This window comes from Flavobacterium araucananum, assembly GCF_002222055.1.
Classification (GTDB): Bacteria; Bacteroidota; Bacteroidia; order Flavobacteriales; family Flavobacteriaceae; genus Flavobacterium; species Flavobacterium araucananum.
The window spans coordinates 1-20,805 of record NZ_MUGS01000016.1; the positions used below are offsets into that span (position 1 = coordinate 1).

Annotated in this window: 23 protein-coding genes; 12 read left to right on the forward strand and 11 right to left on the reverse strand. The window is 33.7% G+C overall.

What is annotated here, in order from left to right; genetic code table 11:
- Positions 1–75 precede the first annotated feature (75 nt).
- The 7 genes from tnpA to B0A64_RS11230 all read left to right on the forward strand — a co-directional run bounded on the left by tnpA (position 76) and on the right by B0A64_RS11230 (position 5,157).
- On the forward strand, positions 76–537 hold the full coding sequence (gene tnpA / locus B0A64_RS11200) for an IS200/IS605 family transposase (RefSeq protein ID WP_089479610.1): 462 nt from the start codon (positions 76–78) through the stop codon (positions 535–537).
- A 22-nt stretch (positions 538–559) separates the two neighbouring features.
- The gene (locus tag B0A64_RS11205) at positions 560–1,093 is read left to right on the forward strand and encodes an NADPH-dependent FMN reductase (protein WP_089479611.1); all 534 of its coding nucleotides are present in this window, start codon (positions 560–562) and stop codon (positions 1,091–1,093) included.
- 55 nt (positions 1,094–1,148) lie between these two features.
- Positions 1,149–2,021, forward strand: a complete 873-nt coding sequence (locus B0A64_RS11210) for a sugar phosphate isomerase/epimerase family protein (RefSeq protein ID WP_089479612.1) — start codon at positions 1,149–1,151, stop codon at positions 2,019–2,021.
- A 51-nt stretch (positions 2,022–2,072) separates the two neighbouring features.
- Positions 2,073–2,420, forward strand: a complete 348-nt coding sequence (locus B0A64_RS11215) for a cupin domain-containing protein (protein WP_089479613.1) — start codon at positions 2,073–2,075, stop codon at positions 2,418–2,420.
- Positions 2,421–2,609: 189 nt separating this feature from the next.
- The gene (locus B0A64_RS11220; protein ID WP_244285396.1) at positions 2,610–3,746 is read left to right on the forward strand and encodes an MFS transporter; all 1,137 of its coding nucleotides are present in this window, start codon (positions 2,610–2,612) and stop codon (positions 3,744–3,746) included.
- A 60-nt stretch (positions 3,747–3,806) separates the two neighbouring features.
- A complete protein-coding gene (locus B0A64_RS11225; RefSeq protein WP_089479615.1) occupies positions 3,807–4,739 on the forward strand; it encodes a peptidylprolyl isomerase in 933 nt (310 codons plus the stop codon).
- Positions 4,740–4,836: 97 nt separating this feature from the next.
- Entirely contained in the window at positions 4,837–5,157 is a 321-nt protein-coding gene (locus B0A64_RS11230; RefSeq protein ID WP_089479616.1) for a c-type cytochrome, read from the forward strand.
- A 106-nt stretch (positions 5,158–5,263) separates the two neighbouring features.
- Here the strand turns inward: B0A64_RS11230 and B0A64_RS11235 are convergent, their stop codons facing one another.
- From B0A64_RS11235 to B0A64_RS11245, 3 genes are all read right to left on the reverse strand, one after another.
- The gene (locus B0A64_RS11235; RefSeq protein ID WP_089479617.1) at positions 5,264–5,659 is read right to left on the reverse strand and encodes a GreA/GreB family elongation factor; all 396 of its coding nucleotides are present in this window, start codon (positions 5,657–5,659) and stop codon (positions 5,264–5,266) included.
- Between the two features lie 399 nt (positions 5,660–6,058).
- The gene (locus B0A64_RS11240) at positions 6,059–6,613 is read right to left on the reverse strand and encodes a thioredoxin family protein (protein ID WP_089479618.1); all 555 of its coding nucleotides are present in this window, start codon (positions 6,611–6,613) and stop codon (positions 6,059–6,061) included.
- Between the two features lie 294 nt (positions 6,614–6,907).
- A complete protein-coding gene (locus B0A64_RS11245) occupies positions 6,908–7,801 on the reverse strand; it encodes an alpha/beta fold hydrolase (protein WP_089479619.1) in 894 nt (297 codons plus the stop codon).
- A 132-nt stretch (positions 7,802–7,933) separates the two neighbouring features.
- On the opposite strand from B0A64_RS11245, the gene B0A64_RS11250 reads away from it, so the two are divergent.
- Positions 7,934–8,269 (forward strand): tRNA-binding protein, encoded by a 336-nt coding sequence (locus B0A64_RS11250; RefSeq protein WP_089479620.1) that lies wholly within the window; start codon positions 7,934–7,936, stop codon positions 8,267–8,269.
- 271 nt (positions 8,270–8,540) lie between these two features.
- Here the strand turns inward: B0A64_RS11250 and B0A64_RS11260 are convergent, their stop codons facing one another.
- The 3 genes from B0A64_RS11260 to B0A64_RS11270 form a co-directional block, all read right to left on the reverse strand.
- A complete protein-coding gene (locus B0A64_RS11260) occupies positions 8,541–9,086 on the reverse strand; it encodes an RBBP9/YdeN family alpha/beta hydrolase (protein ID WP_089479622.1) in 546 nt (181 codons plus the stop codon).
- Positions 9,087–9,303: 217 nt separating this feature from the next.
- Positions 9,304–9,672, reverse strand: a complete 369-nt coding sequence (locus B0A64_RS11265) for a PUR family DNA/RNA-binding protein (RefSeq protein ID WP_029268690.1) — start codon at positions 9,670–9,672, stop codon at positions 9,304–9,306.
- Positions 9,673–9,741: 69 nt separating this feature from the next.
- Complete coding sequence (locus B0A64_RS11270; RefSeq protein WP_089479623.1) at positions 9,742–11,520, reverse strand: ABC transporter ATP-binding protein; 1,779 nt, start codon at positions 11,518–11,520, stop codon at positions 9,742–9,744.
- Between the two features lie 203 nt (positions 11,521–11,723).
- Between B0A64_RS11270 and B0A64_RS11275 the strand changes: the two genes are divergently transcribed.
- The 3 genes from B0A64_RS11275 (at position 11,724) to yajC (ending at position 14,412) form a co-directional block, all read left to right on the forward strand.
- A complete protein-coding gene (locus tag B0A64_RS11275; protein ID WP_089479624.1) occupies positions 11,724–12,833 on the forward strand; it encodes a Glu/Leu/Phe/Val family dehydrogenase in 1,110 nt (369 codons plus the stop codon).
- A gap of 285 nt (positions 12,834–13,118) precedes the next feature.
- Positions 13,119–14,030: a transcription antitermination factor NusB gene (gene nusB / locus B0A64_RS11280; RefSeq protein ID WP_089479667.1), complete on the forward strand. Its 912-nt coding sequence runs from the start codon at positions 13,119–13,121 to the stop codon at positions 14,028–14,030.
- A 106-nt stretch (positions 14,031–14,136) separates the two neighbouring features.
- Positions 14,137–14,412 (forward strand): preprotein translocase subunit YajC, encoded by a 276-nt coding sequence (gene yajC, locus B0A64_RS11285; RefSeq protein ID WP_089479625.1) that lies wholly within the window; start codon positions 14,137–14,139, stop codon positions 14,410–14,412.
- Between the two features lie 80 nt (positions 14,413–14,492).
- Here the strand turns inward: yajC and pepT are convergent, their stop codons facing one another.
- The 3 genes from pepT to B0A64_RS11300 form a co-directional block, all read right to left on the reverse strand.
- Entirely contained in the window at positions 14,493–15,770 is a 1,278-nt protein-coding gene (gene pepT, locus B0A64_RS11290; protein ID WP_089479626.1) for a peptidase T, read from the reverse strand.
- Between the two features lie 276 nt (positions 15,771–16,046).
- The gene (locus B0A64_RS11295) at positions 16,047–17,180 is read right to left on the reverse strand and encodes a formylglycine-generating enzyme family protein (RefSeq protein ID WP_089479627.1); all 1,134 of its coding nucleotides are present in this window, start codon (positions 17,178–17,180) and stop codon (positions 16,047–16,049) included.
- A gap of 100 nt (positions 17,181–17,280) precedes the next feature.
- Entirely contained in the window at positions 17,281–18,288 is a 1,008-nt protein-coding gene (locus tag B0A64_RS11300; protein ID WP_089479668.1) for a DUF6515 family protein, read from the reverse strand.
- 134 nt (positions 18,289–18,422) lie between these two features.
- On the opposite strand from B0A64_RS11300, the gene B0A64_RS11305 reads away from it, so the two are divergent.
- On the forward strand, positions 18,423–19,457 hold the full coding sequence (locus B0A64_RS11305) for a quinone-dependent dihydroorotate dehydrogenase (protein WP_089479628.1): 1,035 nt from the start codon (positions 18,423–18,425) through the stop codon (positions 19,455–19,457).
- Here the strand turns inward: B0A64_RS11305 and B0A64_RS11310 are convergent.
- On the reverse strand, positions 19,443–20,159 hold the full coding sequence (locus B0A64_RS11310; protein WP_089479629.1) for a DUF3307 domain-containing protein: 717 nt from the start codon (positions 20,157–20,159) through the stop codon (positions 19,443–19,445). The genes B0A64_RS11305 and B0A64_RS11310 overlap by 15 nt on opposite strands.
- Positions 20,156–20,770 (reverse strand): hypothetical protein, encoded by a 615-nt coding sequence (locus tag B0A64_RS11315; RefSeq protein ID WP_089479630.1) that lies wholly within the window; start codon positions 20,768–20,770, stop codon positions 20,156–20,158. Before B0A64_RS11315 ends, B0A64_RS11310 begins: the two co-directional genes overlap by 4 nt.
- Positions 20,771–20,805: the final 35 nt, after the last annotated feature.

Below are 20,805 nucleotides of genomic sequence, written 5' to 3' on the forward strand. Positions count from 1 at the left end.
TTCCGCTAGGAACTAAATATCGGTAGAAAAAAAATAATATTTCACACAAAATTGTCCCGTTAGGGACTACACGTTATGGCAAATACCTATACCCAAATACACATTCATTTTGTTTTTGCCGTAAAATTTAGGCAAGCTATAATTCATAATGATTGGAAAGAAGAGCTTTACAAATACATTGCAGGAATTATTAGAAATAATAATCATAAACTCTTAGCGATAAATGGTGTTTCAGATCATATTCATGTTTTAATTGGTATTAGACCTGCACAATCAATTTCTGATTTAATGAAAAATATCAAACAAGATTCTTCAAAGTGGATTAATACAAATAAATTTTTAAAAATCCATTTTGAATGGCAAGAAGGATATGGAGCATTTTCATATAGTAAATCCCAGTTAAATGCAGTAGTTAATTATATTGAGAATCAGGAAGTGCATCATAAAAAGAAAACTTTTCGAGAAGAGTATATTGACTTTCTTGAAAAATTTGAAATAGATTATGATGAAAAGTTTATTTTTAAGGAATTAATTTAAGTTATTTTTCAATCCCTAAAAAATGCCAAATCCAAAAATAAAAATTCTTGCTATAACTGGCAGCACACGAAAGAACTCAAGCAATTATAAAATTCTAAAATATATTGCAGAACATATAAAAACGGAATTCGAAGTTGAAATTTTCGAAGATTTGGATCAGATTCCTCATTTTAATCCGGATTTAGATAAGGAGAATCCGCCAAAACAAGTTGAAGCTTTCAGGAATAAAATTATTGCGGCTGATGGAGTAATAATTTGTACGCCTGAATATGTTTTTAGTTTGCCCGGAAGTTTAAAAAATATTTTGGAATGGTGTGTTTCGACTACTATTTTTTCAGGTAAAAAGACAGGATTGATAACCGCTTCTGCTTCAGGAGAAATGGCGCATGAACAGTTGATTTTGATTATGAAAACACTCGAAGCCGGGTTCGATGAAAACACACAACTTTTAATACAGGGTATTCGTGGTAAAATTAATGAGGATGGTAAAATTATAAACGAAGAGACAGAGATTGCTGTTCAGTATTTTATATCTAATTTCGAAAATCAATTTTAGGATTTAGGTAAGCCGTTAATTGCTTAGTTTTACTTCTCGCTTTTTAAAATAAAAAATGATCACAAGAAGAAATTTTTTAATAAATACCAGTCTGGCTGCTACAGCAGTTTGTGCTGTGCCATCATTAGCCTTTACGATGAATAAAAAAGAGATAGGATTGCAATTATATACACTGCGGGAAGAACTGGGTAAAGATGTAAAATCGACTTTAAAAAAAGTAGCCAATGCAGGTTTTACAACGGTAGAAACGTATGGTTTTTCGATTAAAGATCAATTCTGGGGATTATCTGCAATTGAATTAAAGAAAATATTAGACCAAAACGGACTTAAAGCGGTAAGCGGACATTATAACTTGGGAAGCTTTTTGGCAGATGGAAACACAACAGAATTGAAAGCAGCAATTGAAGCCGCTACGATTTTGAAAAGCGAATATTTGACAATTCCGTGGATTGATGAACCTTTGAGAAGGAATATTAAAGATTATAAAGTTATTGCAACGCGATTAAATGAAGCTGCTAAAATGTGTCAGAAAGCAGGTTTGAAATTGGCGTATCATAATCATGATTTTGAGTTTCAAAAACACGACGGAGTTACCGGATATGAAATTTTATTAAAGGAAACAGATAAAGATTTAGTCTATTTTGAATTGGATTTATATTGGGTTGTTCGCTCAGGAAATGATCCTCTTAAATTGTTTAAAGAAAATCCGGGACGTTTTAAAATGTGGCATGTAAAAGATATGGACAAAACAAATCCGGCTTTGAATACAGAAGTTGGTTCAGGTTCGATTGATTTTAAAACCATTTTCAAAGAAGCAAAACAATCCGGAATGAAACATTTTTTTGTAGAACAAGAGAATAATTACAATCCGAATGCTTTTGATTCCATTAAAGTGAGTTGTAATTTTATTTCTAAAAAATTGCTTTAGAATTAAATCAGATAAAAAAAAATATTGTACAAATTCAATTAAAAAATAAATATGAATAGTTTTGGGACAAGTAAAGAATTTATAAAAGGAGATGAAATAGAGTGGGAAGTAGTTGGTGAAGGAATCAAACGTAAGATTCTGGCTTTTGATGACAAAGTAATGTTAGTTAATGTTCATTTTGAAAAAGGCGGAATTGGTGTCTTACACGAACATTATCATACGCAGGTTACGTATGTTTCCAGCGGTAAATTTGATGTTACTATCAATGGCGTTACTCAAACATTAAAAGAAGGCGACAGTTTTTACATTCCGCCTCATGCGATTCATGGAGTAGTTTGTTTAGAAAGTGGCATGCTTACAGATGTTTTTAGTCCCGCAAGAGAAGATTTTTTAAAATAGAATTAAATAAAAATCAGTTAGAATCTGCGTTTTCGCGATAGCGAATCCGTTTAATCAGCGTCAATTTTAGAATACTGATAACGCAGATTTACACAGATTTTATAAAAAAAATAACTCTAATTGTAAGTTTAGATTAAATATTGATGGTATTTTTGCCAAATGAATTTATCCAAAACGAATGTCTTATTTATGGCAGCTTGCACTGGACTTATAGTTGCAAATCTGTATTACTGCCAACCCTTAATTGTTTTAATTGCCAACGAATTTAAAATTCCTGAAGCCAATGCAGGAACAATAACCTATCTAACGCAAGCCGGTTATGCGATTGGGTTATTTTTTATGGTTCCGTTAGGAGATAAAATCGAGCGAAAAAAACAAATTTTAATGACTACTTTTGCTTCTGTAATTGCCTTAATTCTTGCAGCTACGGCTCAAAGTTTTTTTCTTTTACAAATTGCTTCTTTATTAATTGGAATTACCTCAATTGTACCGCAGCTTATTTTGCCTTTGGCAGCTTCGCTAAGTGCGCCGGAACAACGTGGTAAAGTCGTTGGAACCATAATGAGTGGCTTACTTGTTGGTATCTTGCTATCGAGAACTTTAAGCGGCTTTATTGGTGAGGTTTTAGGATGGAGATCAATGTTTTATATCGCTGCCGGAATTTGTCTTTTAATCTTTTTTGTAATTCAGAATAAGTTTCCGGTCAATAAACCACAGTTTCAGGGAACTTACGGTCAATTAATTCAATCCCTTTTTACACTTATCAAAACACAACCGGTTTTGCGGGAAGCTACACTTATTAATGTGTTTAGTTTTGCACAATTTGGAGCTTTTTGGGTTACGATGGTTTTACTGCTTTCAGGAGAACCTTTTCATTATAGCAGTGCCACAATTGGTTTGTTTGGTATTGTAGGTGCTTCAGGAGCTTTAGCAGCACCATTGGTGGGTAAAATGGGAGACAAAGGAGGCTCAAGAGTAGCTGTTGGTTATGGCTGTTTATTGATCTTAATTAGTTTTTTAATTTTTTACTTTTCAATAGAAAGTGTAATAGGAATTGCGATTGGAATCGTTTTTATCGATATAGGAATTCAAGGCGTTCATATCTCCAATCAAACCCGCGTATATTCGTTGCTTCCCGAAGCAAGAAACAGGTTAAATACCGTATTTATGTCATTTAGCTTTTTAGGGACAGCGGCAGGATCTGCTTACGGATTGTTACTCTGGAAATTAGGAGGATGGCATGCCGTAACTATCGGATGTGCCGGATTATCAGTATTAGCATTAACAGTATACGGACTTACTTATAAATCAAAGTCTAAAAAATAGAAAGGACAAATTGATATAAAATTAATTTGTAAATTTGCATTTAAATTAAAAATAACAACAATGGAAAACGGAATATACGCTAAATTCAACACTAGTAAAGGTTCGATTTTAGTAAAACTAACACACGATTTAACACCGGGAACCGTAGGGAATTTTGTAGCTCTTGCAGAAGGAAATATGGAAAATAAAGTAAAGCCTCAAGGACAAAAATTCTATGATGGATTAACATTTCATAGAGTAATTCCTGATTTTATGATCCAGGGTGGTTGCCCTAAAGGAACAGGAACAGGTGATCCTGGATATAAATTTGATGATGAATTTCATCCAAGTTTAAAACACGATCGTCCGGGAGTTTTAGCAATGGCAAATTCAGGACCTGCAAGTAATGGTTCTCAATTTTATATTACTCACGTTCCAACTTCTTGGTTAGACGGAAAACATACTGTTTTTGGTCACGTAATCGAAGGTCAGGATGTTGTTGATGCTGTAGCTCAGGGTGATAATCTTGATAATGTAGAGATTATCAGAGTTGGAGAAGAAGCGGAGAAATTTAATGCTATCGAAGCTTTTGTTGGTCTAAAAGGTGCTCGTCTAAAACGTGATGCTGCTTTAAAAGCTGAATCTGAAGCTAAAATGGAACAATTGGCTGCTGGTTTTGAAAGAACAGATAGCGGTTTACGTTATAAAATGATTAATAAAGGAGATGGTAAAAAAGCTGAATCTGGAAAAACAGTAGCGGTTCATTACGAAGGATCTTTAGAAACAGGAAAAGTTTTTGATTCTTCTTACCCACGCAAAAAACCAATCGAATTTAGATTAGGCCAGGGTCAGGTTATCGAAGGATGGGACGAAGGTATTGCTCTTTTACAAGTAGGAGACAAAGCTCGTTTTGTAATTCCGTCTGACTTAGCTTACGGAGCTGCAGGAGCAGGAGGAGTTATTCCGCCAAACGCAACTTTGATTTTCGATGTTGAATTAATGGAAGTAAAATAAGAAAATTAGATACAATTTAGTATTGTTTTAAATTAGAATCCCATTTGCTACGGCGAATGGGATTTTTTTATATTTACTTCTAAAATAAAGGAAAACAATGAAATCAAGAATCTTAACACTAACAGCTGTAGTATTGCTTTTGGCTTCGTGCGGAACTCAAAAAACCGCTACGGTTGCAACCAAAGAACCAACTGCAACAGCAGTAACCGAAATAGCAAAACCTGCAGCGCTGACACCTGAATTAGCAGAAGGAAAAAACTTGTACGAAAACAGTTGTGCAAGATGCCATAAATTATATGATGCCAAGAAATTTACTCAGGAAGAGTGGAAGCCCATTTTGACAAGGATGCAGAAAAAAGCGAAGTTAGACGATACCCAAATAGCTTCGATATCAAATTATATTACTTCTCAATTGTAAAAAGTTGTTGTTGTAAAATCATAAAACTATCCAGTACTTGTATTGGGTAGTTTTTTTTTAAAATAGAACATAAAAAAACACCTTCACGGATGAGGTGTTTAAAAAATTAAGAATTGCTTTCAGAAATAGTATTAACCGCAACTATTTTTAAAGTCTTTATTCCGGCCGGTAATTCCCAATCGACTTCGTCATTTTCCTTAAAACCAATAATAGCAACACTTAAAGGAGCAAGGATTGAGATCTTACTTTGTTTGACATCTGCAAACGAAGGTAAGACAATCTGAATTTTCATTTGTTTCTTTGCTTTTACATCTTCGATAGTTACATACGAATTAATTTTTACGATCGAATTATCTAGTTCGCTTTCTTTGCTAATTATAGCGCGATCTAATTCTTGCGAAAGTTGATTGGCTTCTTTTGCGTTTGTTGAATTTTTACTTTTTACGATCAATTCTCTTAAGAACTGATAATCTGTTTTACAGAAAGTGGGTGTTGGTTTCATAGATATATTGTTTTTTAAAATATTGAATTCAGTTTTTTATCGCTTGATAAATGCATAATCCTTATCTCAAATTGTAGAATACAATCTGAATTTTTGAAAATAGATGTTTTTGGAAACTTTTGGTTAAAAAAAACCAAAAAAATATTTGAGAGAGGATACACTCTTTCAAATAAAATAAAAAATTAAATTGTGGTATAAATCCTCCGCCTTAAAGAAGAAATTGAAATAGACGGAGGCCTAATTAATAAAGGCCTTACTATGTGAAATAAGTACAGCAAGCGGTTTTCTCGTTAGAGAAAACAACAACATAAAAACTGTAAATATATTTATAGCGCTCAAAATGAGAATAATTAATTTGATCTGCAAAGATAGGTAAACTTTTTTAAATGGTGTAAATGTTTATTTCCATTTGATGCTACAGCCTATACTTGGCTTTTGAGGCTCTTTTAAACTACGGTTGTATATAAGTGCATCAATAGCACTGCGAAGATCACTACCGCTTAGAGGAATACCGTTTCCAGGTCTTGAATCATCGAGTTGTCCGCGATAAAATAATCGATCCTGATTATCAAATAAATAAAAATCCGGCGTACAGGCAGCATTATAGGCTTTGGCAACTTTCTGACTTTCGTCGAATAGGTAAGGAAAATCTATTTTGTTCTCAAAAGCAAATTCCGTCATTAATTCCGGGGCATCCTGCGGATATTTTACAATATCATTGCTTGAAATAGCGATTACACCAAGTCCCTGAACACGATAATCATTGGCAATCATAACAATTTCTTTGATTACATGAAGTACAAAAGGACAGTGATTACAAATAAAAATAACTAATGTTCCTTTTGATCCTTTAAGTTCTTCAAACGAATATTCGTTATTAGAGTTCGTATCTTTTAGTTTGAATTGTGGAGCAATAGTTCCCAGCGGAATCATATTTGAAGGAGTTCGTGCCATTTTTTACAAAATTAGTTATTCAAAAATACCTTTAAAATTCTGTAAAAGGAAGATTGCAGACTAATTAATATTTACTTTTTGTTTTATTGGAGGTTTTAGCATTCTTGTGAATCCCGATAGTTCTTTTGAATTGGCTTCAGCTTTTGCTGGAGTTTATATAAAATCAATCTGAATGGCTTTAGCCAAAAATGCCAAATTTGGCTAAAGCCTTATTGTTACTGATATTGGTAACCTCCAGCTAAAGCAGGAGTCTATTCAATAAATTTAATGCTCAAAAAAGTCGTATTTGTTCCTCTAAGAATTTAAAAACTCTAATAAATCGTTGTTTAATTTGTCTTTATCTGTATAGAATAAACCGTGTGGCGCACCTTCGTAAACAATATAAGTATTTTCGCGAATGGCTTTTGCGGCTTTTTTTGATGTAAGTTCAATAGGTACTATTTTATCGTCATCGCCATGAATAATTAAGGTTGGAACTTTAATAAAATCCAATTCTTCCCTAAAATCTGTGTACGAAAACGATTCGGCACATTTTAGAGTAGCACGGGGAGAAGCAAATGAACATAAGGTTCTGTAATATTCTAATAGTGGAGTGCTTAATGGTTTGTTGATGATATTTACACCAAAAAAAGTTTTCCCAAAATTGTCTACAAATCCTATTCGGTCTTCTTTAATAGCATTTGCGGTTGTTTCGCTTTTTTCTTTTGGATGTCCGTCAGGATTGTCATGAGTTTGCAATAAAAATGGAACAACAGACGATATTAAAGCTGCTTTTGTAATGCCTTTTCCGCCATAACGGCTAAAATAACGAACAACTTCTCCGCCACCCATTGAGAATCCCACAAGAGTCGCATCCTCTAATTGTAGCTGATCGATAATTTCTTTTAAATCATCTGTCAATGTATCATAGTCATAACCGTCGTAAGGCTGTGATGATTTACCAAATCCTCTACGATCGTAAGCAATAACCCTGTAATTATTTTGTACTAAAAAATCGATTTGGTATTCCCACATCTCGTTCGAAAGTGGCCAGCCATGAATCAGGATTACAGGTTTTCCTTTTCCGTAATCTCTAACGTATAGTTTTACGTTTTTCGAAGTTTTGATGTATTTATCCGTGTTTTGTTCGTGCAAATTAAAATCAAAATCTCTTAAAGTTTGATCTGCATTAAGGATACTATTTTCCATTTTATATATTTTTAGGGTTAGCTGAATAAGTTGTAATGTAAATTTAGCCGAACAACTAAAAAAAACGGTTATAGAATTAGGAGTAATGATTACAAAATTAATACGTTTGTAATTGTTTAAAAATGAGACAATATGGATTTGACCTGGAATGAATTTGAAAGAACCGATATGCGTGTTGGAACTATTATAGAAGTAAATGATTTTCCCGAAGCGAGAAAACCGGCATATCAACTTACAATTGATTTTGGTGCTGAAATTGGAATCAGAAAATCATCAGCTCAAATAACAACACATTACAAAAAAGAAGATTTAATAAACAGGCAAATTATAGCAGTAGTAAATTTTCCCAAAAAGCAAATTGGAAAATTTATGAGCGAATGTCTGGTTCTTGGCGCAATAGGCAAGGAGGGAGATGTAATTTTATTAGCTCCTGATTTTAAAATAGAAAATGGACTTAGGATTGGGTAGTTTTTTAGTTTTCAGTCTCGGTCTCAGTTTTCTGTTTGTTACAGATAAGTTTAACCGAAAAGTTCGCAAAGTTTTTACGCAAGGTTCGCAAAGTTTTATACAAAGCTTTGCAAGCTTTGCGGTTAAATTTTCGCCACAAATTCACGAATTATTTTTAGAATCTAGCTTTGTGAACTTAATCAGTCAAGACCTTTGCAATCTTTGCGAAAAATCTTTGCGAACTTTTCGGTTAATTAACGTTCAAACTGAATACTGAGACTGAGACTGCGAACTATTTAATTTTAGAAATCAATTGCTGCAAAATCAACTGACCTTCTTCCCAATATTTTAAATCAGAATCAGAGTTGATGTGTCCTTGCTGACCTACGTTTACAAAATCACTTCCCCATTTTTCTGCAAAATATTTTTTTCTTTCAAAAGTAGCATAAGGATCATTCTCGCTTGCTACAACTATTGAAGGAAAGGGTAATTTTGAAATTGGCATTGGCGAAAAATTCCGAACAGATTCCGGAGTATGTTCAGGTGAATCTACATCTGCGGGAGCGACTAATAATGCACCTGCAATATTTTTGTTTGTATGTGCTGCTGCCCAATGTTGAACTAATGAAACTGCCAAACTATGTGCAACCAGAATAGTTGGGCGATCAAGTTTAGCAACTTCTTCGTTTAGGCGTTCTATCCATTCTTCGCGAATAGGTTCGTCCCAATTGTCCTGAACTATACGAGTGGAGTTCTTAAATTTTTTATTCCAAAAGGTTTGCCAGTGTTTAACGCCGGAATTTCCTAATCCGGGTAATATTAAAAGGTTTGTTTCCATTTCTGGGAATTTATTTCAATTAGTATTTATTATTTTATAAGCAGGGTTACATTTTTTAAAAATAATCAAAAGCCTGATTCAATTGTATTAAATTTTACACTCCTTCATAAAAACATTAATAATACTAAATCTATGAATTTAATAGAATTTAAATATGTAAAAAAGTCCAAAATGCAAAACATATTGGACTTGTACTTTTTTAAAAAGTTATAGTAGACTAAATATCGTCAAAATCAATATCTGTAAAGCTAGATCTTTGTCCTTCAGGTTTATCAGAACCGTATTCTTTCTTAAAATCTTTTTGATGTCTTTCAGAAATTACTTCTTCGCCTTTGTGGTTCAAGACGTATGAAGTCATTTCTTCTAATATTTCGGCAAAAGCACTAAAATCTTCTTTGTACAAATAAATTTTGTGTTTTTTAAAATGAAAAGAACCATCTTCTTCAGTAAATTTTTTACTTTCGGTAATAGTGATATAATAATCATCAGCTTTAGTAGCTCTCACATCAAAGAAATAAGTTCTTCTTCCTGCTCGTAATACTTTAGAAAAAATCTCTTCTTTTTCTAACATGTCATTTTCTCTCATAATACGTTCTATCATTTTTTGGAATTAATAGTACTCAAAAATCATAAAAAATTATCTATTACGCAACATTTAAAGTAATTCTTTTTCCGAAAGTTGTTTTAAATATAACGATGCATAATATCCCTCCTGATTTATTAATTGATTATGAGAGCCTTGTTGAATGATTTGGCCGTCTTCTAAAATGATTATTTTATCGGCATTTTTTGCCGATGAAACCCTGTGACTCACTATTATTGTAGTTTTATACTTGCAAATTTGGAATAAATTATTAAGAATTGTTTCTTCGGTTTCTGTATCGACTGCAGATAAGCAATCGTCAAAAAGTAAAATTGCCGGATTTTTAATAATTGCTCTCGCGATAGATACACGTTGCTTTTGGCCGCCTGAAAGTGTAATACCTCTTTCTCCTAATATTGTATCGTATTGCTTGTTAAAAGCTATGATGTTATCATGAACTACTGCATTTGTAGCAGCTTCAATTACTTCTTCGTCAGTAGCGCTCTGATTGCCAAATTTGATGTTGTTTTTAATAGTATCCGAAAATAAAAAAGCGTCCTGAGGTACAATTCCAATATTGTTTCTTAAATCATTTAAGTTCAAACTGCTTATTTCTTTTTGATCAATTGTGATTCGCCCTTCAGTGACATCGTACAAACGTGAAATTAAAGATAAAATAGTTGATTTTCCAGAACCTGTTTTCCCTAAAATCGCCAATGTTTCTCCTTTTTTTACTGTAAAAGAGACATTTTTTAAAGCTTCAATATTAGTGTCTTCATACGTATAACTTACATTTTCGAAAGCAATAGAACCTTGAATATCGGATGAATTTTGATTTTGGTTTTTAATCTCAGGTTCGATTTTCAAAAATTCATTCAAACGCTTTTGAGATGCTTCAGCTTCCTGAACCATAGACGAAACCCAGCCTAAAGAGGCAACCGGCCAGGTAAGCATATTGACATATAAAATAAATTCAGCGATTGTACCAATATTTGCGATTGTACCATTGATGTACATAACACCTCCAAAATAAATAACAACCAAATTACTGATCCCGATTAAGGCAATCATTAAAGGTCCAAACAGCGATTGAACTTTGGCAAGATCTAAACTCTTCTTTTTACTTTCATCTGCAAGAGCGACCATATTATTCTGGTGTTGATTTTCTAAAGAGTACGCTTTGATAACTCGTATTCCCGAAAAAATTTCCTGCGAAAAGCTTGAGACTTTCGATAAATATTGCTGAAAAGTAGTGCTTCGTTTGTTGATCTCAGAGCTTAATTTAAAAATACAATACGAAAGAACCGGCAAAGGCAAAATAGTATATAAAGTCAATAAAGGCGAAACATTATACATATATATGATCACGATAGCAAAACGAATAAAGGTATTAATCGTATACATAACCGCCGGACCAACATACATACGAACCTTAGAAACATCCTCGCTGATACGATTCATTAAATCTCCCGTACGATTTTGTTTGTAGAAATTCTGAGAAAGATTTTCGTACTGCTTAAAAACCTCATTTTTTAAATCAAACTCGATATGACGCGACATTACTATCAATGTCTGGCGCATTAAAAAGGTTAAAAAACCTGCAACAATTGTTGTGGCTATGATTAGCAGTACGTTATGAATTAATCCTTCGCGATAGGTATCAATAATTACCTGCGACGTTTGATCTGCTTTTGGTAATTTATCAAACTTCTCAATGGCGTTCAACGACTTACTAATGAGCTTTGGAGTAAATAAAGAGAATATTTGTGCGATTATGGTGATTAAAATTCCTAAAGAGAAACTATATTTATATTTGATAAAATATTTGTTTAAATAGCTTAATTCTTTCATTTTTTTAAGAGATTCAATGATGAAATGTTTCGATTTTGTAAATTATAATGAATTAAAACTAGCGTAATATATAATTTAATCAAAACAAAGTGATTGTTTAATTGTTATTTTAAAGATAAAAAATTAGCACATGTGTATTTTTTGATTATGTTTGAGAAGTCTTTTTAACAAATTCATAATTTTAACAAATAAATAGTAGCGCTATGGATGCAACTTTCGCAACTGGAAAAGAACTTCAAAAAATGGATCCTGTTTTTGGTCAATTGTCTTTTGACGATCACGAACAAATTGTTTTTTGCAACGACAAAGATACGGGTTTAAAAGCAATTATTGGTATTCATAATTCGGTTATGGGCCCAGCTTTAGGAGGAACCAGAATGTGGAATTATAATACCGAATGGGAAGCATTAAACGATGTTTTACGTCTTTCAAGAGGTATGACTTACAAATCTGCTATTACCGGATTAAACATTGGTGGTGGTAAAGCTGTAATTATTGGTGATGCTAAAACGCAAAAAACACCTGAATTAATGCGTAAGTTTGGTGAGTTTGTTCACTCTTTAGGGGGTAGATATATCACTGCAGAAGATGTAGGAATGGAAACTAAGGATATGGACACCGTTAGGGATGTAACACCTTATGTTACCGGAATCTCTGAAGAAAGAGGTGGTTCAGGAAATCCTTCTCCGATTACTGCTTATGGTGTTTATTTAGGAATGAAAGCTGCTGCCAAAAGTCAGTTTGGTACTGATGTTTTAGACGGTAAAAAAGTTTTGGTACAAGGAATTGGTCACGTTGGTGAAGCTTTGGTTGAATATTTGACTAAAGAAGGAGCGATCGTAACAATTGCAGATATCAACGAAGAAAAATTATACGAAGTAGCTCAAAAATACAACGCAACAATATTTACAGGAGAAGATTTATATACTGCTGATGTTGATATTTATGCGCCATGTGCAATGGGAGCAACGATTAATAATGATACAGTAAACAAAATTAAAGCTAAAGTTATTGCTGGTGCTGCCAACAATCAATTAGCAGATGAAAATGTTCACGGAGCAAGATTGCAGGAAAGAGGCATTTTATATGCACCGGATTTCTTGATTAATGCTGGTGGAATCATTAATGTTTATGCAGAATTAGAACATTATGGTAAAGCCGAAATCATGTCTAAAACCGAAAACATCTACAACACTACGTTAGAAATTATCGATTATGCTGTAAAAAACGGAATGACTACTCATAAAGCGGCACTTACAATTGCTCAAAATCGTATTGATTTGAGAAAAATTGAAAACGCTGCTAAGAAATAGTTATTAGTTTATAAGCTTAGTTTACAGTCTCAGTCCCGGTTTTCAGTTTTGAAAATTGAGACTGAGATTTTTTTATGCTTTTCAACAGCAAACTGAGACTGAAAACCGCGACTGAAAACTGAGACTTTTTATGCAGTTTCTGTATCACTGAATACCGCGACTGAATACTGCGACTAAAAAGAGACGAATAAATTTTAATATAAGGATTGAAATCCTTAATTTTGCAGACTAATTTTTAAATGTTCTTACAAGGTGGTAAATAGAAGACACATACGCGTTAAAGTAATGCAATCCATTTATGCAATGCATCAAAGCGGTTCTGATAATCTGGAAAAAGAAGAAAAGTTTCTTTTTTACAGTATCGATAATATTCAGGACTTATATCTTATAATGCTTTCTTCATTAATTGAAATTTGCAAAAAAGAATCTGTTTTTTTACATTTATCAAGCAAAAAACATCTTGCAACTGCTGCAGAACGTAATCCAAACGAAAAATTTATCAACAACAAAATTTTTCAACTACTTGCCGAAAGTAATTCTCTGAGCATTGCCTTAGAAAATCGTAAAATCAACAACTGGGCCTTAAACGATGATTATATCATTTTACTTTTAAATGATATCAAATCAAGCGAATTGTATATAAAATACATGAGCACTTCTGTAAATACTTTTGAAGAAGACAGACAATTTGTGATCGATTTATTTGCTGATGTAATTGTTCCTAACGAAAAATTATATGAGTATTTAGAAGATGATAAATTAACCTGGGTTGATGATATTCCGGTTGTAAACACCCATATTGTTAAACAATTGAAAGCGATTAAAACTCAGGATCCTGATGATTTTAGAGTGCCTAAATTGTATAAAGATGTAGAGGATAAAGATTTTGCCAAAGACTTGTTTAGAAGAACCGTTTTAAACGAATCTATTCTTGCAAAAGAATATGATGACAAAACGCCAAATTGGGACAGTGAAAGGATTGCAGAAATTGATACAATTATTTTGAAAATGGCAATTTGCGAGTTTTTAAAATTCCCTTCAATTCCGGTAAAAGTAACTCTTAACGAATATTTAGAAATTGCCAAAGAGTATTCTACACCAAAAAGTAGTATTTTTATCAACGGAATTTTAGACAATTTGGTTAAGGAACTTACCGCCAATAAAAAGATGATTAAAGTAGGTAGAGGTTTGATGTAAAAGGGAGAAATTTCAATAATTAAAACCCAAATTATTATATCACTTTGAGCGAAGTCCAAGAGTTAAACAAAAAAATATTAATAACAAAAAATAAAAACTGAATACTATGCAAGATTTAATGAAATTTGCTCCTTATTTACTAATGTTTGTAGTGTTGTATTTCTTCATGATCAGACCACAACAAAAAAGAGTAAAAAACGAAAAAGAATTTGAAAGTGGCCTAAAAGTAGGTGATAAGATAATAACAAAAAGTGGTATTCACGCTAAAATTGTTGAGCTTGCAGAAACAAGTGCAATTATCGAAACAATGTCTGGAAAATTAAAAATTGAGCGCTCAGCTATTTCTATGGAAATGAGTGCTGCTTTGAATAAAAAAGCATAATTTTTTTTAGAAACCCGGAATAAATTAAAAATCCCAAACTTCAATTTAACGATTGGAGTTTGGGATTTTTTTTGTTTTTATTATCTCTTTCTTTTAGATTTTTCAGCTACATCAAAAGCACCTGGAATTGCAGTTAACTCGGCTATTTTTACAATGACATCGGTTGCTTTTTGAATACTTTCGGCAGGGACATATTCGTATTTTCCATGAAAGTTGTGACCGCCTGCAAATATATTAGGACAAGGTAAACCCATAAATGATAATTGAGAACCATCAGTTCCGCCACGAATAGGCTTAATGATAGGTTTTATGTTGAGTTCTCTCATCGCTTTTTCGGCAATATCAACAATATGTTTAACCGGTAGCACTTTTTCTTTCATATTATAATACTGATCTTTTACTTCGGCAGTTACAATATCTTCGCCAAATTGTTTGGCGTATTTTTTATTGATTTTTTTGGCAATTTTACCAATTAAATCTTTTCTTTTTTCGAATTTTAACTTGTTATGATCGCGAATAATAAGTTCTAAAACCGTCTCTTCGATACTTCCTGTTAAGTGATGCACATGAAAAAATCCTTCGTAACCTTTTGTTTCCTGAGGGGTTTCTCCTTTTGGTAATTCGTTGATAAAGTCGTTGGCAATCAACATCGAATTAATCATTTTTCCTTTTGCATAACCAGGATGAACACTTTTTCCTTTAAACGTAATTTTTGCTCCGGCTGCATTAAAGTTTTCATATTCTAATTCGCCAATCTGACTTCCGTCCATAGTATAGGCCCATTGAGCGCCAAATTTCTCTACATCAAAATGATGTGCGCCACGACCAATTTCTTCGTCTGGTGTAAAACCAATTCTAATTTTTCCGTGTTTAATTTCCGGATGCTGAATTAGATATTCCATTGCCGAAACAATTTCGGTAATTCCAGCCTTATCATCTGCACCCAACAAAGTTGTTCCGTCGGTCGTGATAATGGTTTGACCTTTATATTGTAATAAATCTTTGAAGTAACCAGGAGATAAAACAATGTTTTTCTCTGCATTTAAGATGATGTCTTTTCCATCATAATTGGTAATAATTTGAGGTTTTACATTCGCTCCGCTAAAATCCGGGGAGGTATCAAAATGCGAAACAAACCCAATCGTAGGTACTTCGTGCGCTACATTGCTGGGTAAAGTAGCCATGATATATGCCTTATCATCTATAGTGACATCATCCAGACCAATTGCTTTTAGTTCTTCGACTAATTTATTGGCAAGATTCCATTGTTTTTCTGTGCTTGGAGTTGTTTTTGAATTTGGATCCGATTCTGTATCAATAGTTACATAACTGATAAAACGATCTATAATATGTTGCATTTGTTTAATTTTTAGCAAATATAAGCAAATAATTAGGCGTTGTAAAGCTCTAAATTATGAAAAATGAAAAAATGGAATGAAAAAAGTTTGCCACGAATTTCACGAATTGGCACTAATTTTAATTGTTTGTTTAAAACTTAAAAATCCAATTTCACGAATCTTAATTCGTGAAATTGGATTTTTTGAGCTTGTTATAAAGCCTTCTTATTAGTGTAAATTCGTGAAATTCGTGGCTAAAAAAAGATAAACAGTTGAGCTGCCTGTAGGTCAAAAAAATTACTGAACACATCTGAAACCAATATGATTTGCAGGGGATTTATAATCTCCTTTTCCTCTTGTTCCTACCATATAACGGGTGCAATATTGATCTGTACATAAAAATGACCCGCCGCGTTGTACTTTTTTAGGTAAATTTGGTTCTCCCGGATCATACGATGATTCAGGTCCCTGAGGGTTTTTGGCAACCTTACCTTTTTCGCTTATTACAGTATAATAGTCAGCAGTATACCAATCATTTGTCCATTCCCACACATTTCCCCCTATGTCATAAAGTCCATACGGATTTGGCTCAAATTGAGCAGTTGGCGCAATCCCAATGTAGCCATCTTCGCCGGTATCTCCTTTTTCTACAGGAAAATGACCTTGATAGATATTAGCCTGAAATTTTCCTTTTGGCTTTAGTGTATTTCCCCAGGCATATAATTGTCCTGATTTTCCGCCGCGTGCAGCAAATTCCCATTCAGCTTCAGTAGGTAATCTTTTACCCGCCCATTTTGCATAAGCCGCTGCATCATCATACGAAACCTGAACAACAGGATACTTTTCGCGCCCTTTTATAGAACTTCCCGCTCCTTCAGGATGTCTCCAGTCTGCACCTCTGACATAAGTCCACCATTGCATGTAGTTGTTTAGATTTACTGTAGCAGGAGTAGGGGTAAAAACGGCGGATCCGGCAATTAAATTTTCTAGCGGAGCATCCGGATATTCTTCGTGAGTTGGTTTTATTTCGGCAAGTGTTACATAACCTGTAGCTTTAACAAATGCCTCAAATTGTTCATTGGTAACTTCTGTTTTATCCATATAAAAACCATCTACATATACTTGGTGTATTGGTGCTGCATCTTTTGTAACTCCTTTTATACTGCATAAACTTTCGTCCTCTACATTGCTTCCCATAGAGAATTCTCCTCCGGGAATCCATGCCATACCTTTTGGCGTTTTGCTGGCTGCAGGTTTGTTTTTGTTTTCTATTGTAGGTCTAAATAAAGAGGAATCAGTAGTATTGGGAGTTTCGGTACAATCCATCGCAACTACTTTTTGTTTTGGTACAACAAGTTTATTGTATCCGTAAGCAATTGAAATAATAGAGATTGTAAGAATGGCTAAAATCCAATAGGTTTTATTTTTCATTATAGTTTTATTTAGTCTGATAGTGGTTGTCAATAAATAACGCTAAAGTTAAAAAAATAACCTTATAAAACTCTATTTATTTGATAAGGTTAGTATAATTTTATTTGTCTTCCTCAACAAGAACAACTTCGTATTTGTTTTTGCCATCGATTTGGACAGGTTGATAATAAGTCTCGCCAAATTTTACATATTTTACATATTTTACATCTCCAACAGTGACTTCTTCGCCACCTTCGGGCAAATTATCAACTACAGTTCCGGCAGTAGGCGGTACTACTTTATAAGCGCTTCCGTCTTTTTCATAATAAGTACCTCCGTAATAATAATTGTTAACGGTTCCGGTATTAACCGTTTCTGCGCCACTTGGGATATTGTTTATGGTAGCACCAACCGGAGCAGGTACTGCTGTATAACCTCCGCTCGCAGGTGTATACCAAACACCCTGATCATAATGATATTGACTGCTTTCTACGCTAACCACGATTGCGGTAACCGCCAGCGTGGCAACAAAAAATCCCCAAGGATGCCAAACCGGTCCCCAATAATAAGGTGTATAAGGACGAGGATAATAAGGATGATAGCAATTGTATCTGTAACCGCCATATCGGTAAGGAGGTCTATTGTAGACTATCACGTTATTTCGTCTCACTACAGTATTGCGATTGTTGCGAACGTTAATATTATTATTCACATTGATGTTTACATTGTTTCTGTTTCTATTTACGGTGTTGCCGCTAATATTGGTATTTTGGTTACCGGTTCTGTTTCTGTTTACAGTATTCGAATTTCTATTATTTGTTCGATCTGTATTATTAATCCCTGCAGAAGGTCTGTTGACTTTATTAGGGTTATTAATTCCCGAACCATTAGATCCCGGTCTGGTAGTAGTTGTAGGTCTTTTTATTCCGGATCCGTTAGATCCTGGCCTTGTTTGTGTTGCTGGTCGTACTTGTGTAGGTCTGGTTTGAGCCGGTCTGGCTGTGGTGCCTCCGCGATGAGCACCGCCTCCGCCATGACGTTGTGCAATACTATCAATCGAAATCAAAAAAAAGGATCCCATTAAGCATATAAAAGCTATATTTCTAATGATTGTTTTTATTCTTTTCATTTTCAGTGTTTTAAGTCCATTAAAATTAAGGAAAAAATAGGAACAATCGTAAAAAATAAAAATCATTTTAGTTTTTATAATTGTCTGAAGTATTATAATTAAATTTGCAACCGAAAAAAACACACAACACTCTTATGTATAAATTGATTATTCGCCCGATACTTTTTTGGTTTGATCCGGAAGAAGTACATTATTTTACTTTTTCATTTGTTAAATTCATTTCAAAAATACCAGGAGTTTCATCAATTATAAAATCGATTTACGAAGTAAAAGATGCACGTTTGGAACGTGAGGTTTTTGGCATTAAATTTAAAAACCCTGTTGGTCTTGCTGCGGGATTTGATAAAGATGCTAAGTTGTACAAGGAACTTTCTGATTTTGGTTTTGGCTTTATAGAAATAGGAACCGTAACACCGGTTGGTCAGGAAGGGAATCCAAAAAAACGTTTGTTCAGGCTAAAAGAAGATCAGGCAATTATTAACCGAATGGGTTTTAATAATGGAGGTGTTCTGGAAGCTGTAGAACGTTTAAAAAAGAATTCGGGAGTTTTGATTGGTGGAAATATTGGAAAAAACAAAGTGACGCCAAACGAAAATGCAGTTGACGATTATATCATTTGTTTTGATGCTTTATTTGATCATGTCGATTATTTTGTGGTTAATGTAAGTTCTCCAAATACACCAAATTTAAGAGCTTTGCAGGATAAAGAACCTCTAACGGCTTTGTTGCAAACGTTGCAAAATAAAAATGTTGAGAAACAAAAAACAAGCACTCAAAAAGTAAAGCCAATTCTTTTAAAAATTGCTCCGGATCTTACAGACGAGCAATTATTGGATATTATTGATATTATAAAAACAACACAAATTGCGGGTGTAATTGCTACCAATACGACAATTTCAAGAGAGGGATTGCAATCTGAAAACCAATCTGAAATGGGAGGATTGTCAGGAAAACCATTGACAAAACGATCAACAGAAGTGATTCGTTTTCTCTCTGAAAAAAGCAATAAAGCATTCCCTATTATTGGAGTAGGGGGAATACATTCTGCAGATGATGCCATTGAGAAGTTAAATGCCGGAGCAAGTTTAGTACAATTGTATACCGGATTTATTTACGAAGGCCCGGCTTTGATAAAAGCCATCAACAAAAAGGTTTTAAAGCAATCGTAAAAGCAACTCCTGAACGATTAAGCCTGTAATAATGGCCGTCCCAAAACTGATTAACGTACCAATTAAAACATACTCGGTAAGTTTTCTGTCTTTGGCTTCTTTTAAATCTCCAAATCTAAAAATAGATTTAGCAGCCAATAAAAAGCCTATAGCTTCAAAATGTCCCGTTAAGATAAAACAAAACACAAATAAACGCTCTAATATGCCAATGTAATTTCCTGCATTGGCAAGCGAATTGTCACTATTACTGTTTTGACTTTCAGGAGTCCAGATAGAAATTATGGTTTTAATAAAAATAGAGGTTGGTTTAGTAATAAACAAGATACCGGTTATTAAAACCCAAAGCGTATTGTCAAACCACCCAAAGTTTATAGGTTCGCCTTTATAGAGTAATACGATTTCGATTAAAATTAAAAGATGTGCAATTTGGTCTGCAATAAACCAGGTGCGTTTTGTTTTCTTCTGCTGAAAATTTAGTTTGATCAAATCGATAATTCCATGCGTTACAGCAATCAAAACTGCATAAGGTATAAACTGAATTTCTCCCACTAAAATTGCTGCCAGAACACCATGCAAAAGAATATGAAGGTATAAATAAATACTTTTATGTTTCCTGGCTTCTTTATGGGTTACCCAAGAGTTGGGTTGTCCTGTAAAATCGCCTAATAAATGTGCTAAAAGTAGTTTTATGAATAAAATCATGGCGTTGTAAGTTGTTTTATTTGTGTTCTGTAATAACGGTCTAAATTGAGTATTAAATCAAATTGTGCCCGTTTTTGTCTTCGGCTTACAGCAGCCTGATTAATGCCTAGTTTTTGTCCCAACTCTTCTTGCGATAAAGTAGGATTTTCTATTGCAGCTGCTACAAACTCTGCCGGTTGTGCCAGCCAATTGTCCATAAAAGTCAGGGCCAATTGCATCATTAAATTCATTTGTTCATCAATATAGACGTTACCCGTTCTGAGTGCCAGAGTTATTTTTTGTTTTTTTAGAGTTTCAAAAAGTTCTCCAGAATGAATAAAAGCAGAACCATTACTTTCGGATATTTTTTCGGCATTGTGTGTTTTATCACCAATACCAATACTCATTCTTGCATCCAGTTTTATAGCTTTTAGATGTGCCTTTATCAAAATAGCAGACCATAAAGCTTCTTCGGGATTTTTAATCTCGATCTGGAACTCATCACCTCTGTAAACTTCCCATTGGCTTGGTGTTGCTCCAAACGCAGATAAGATTTTTTTCAAATCCTCTACCCAGTCTTTCGATTTTTGTTGTCTTGAGCCAATGATGTCGCCTGTAATTATGCTTGTCATAATTCAAATATAATTAAAAATAAATTAAGTTCTAT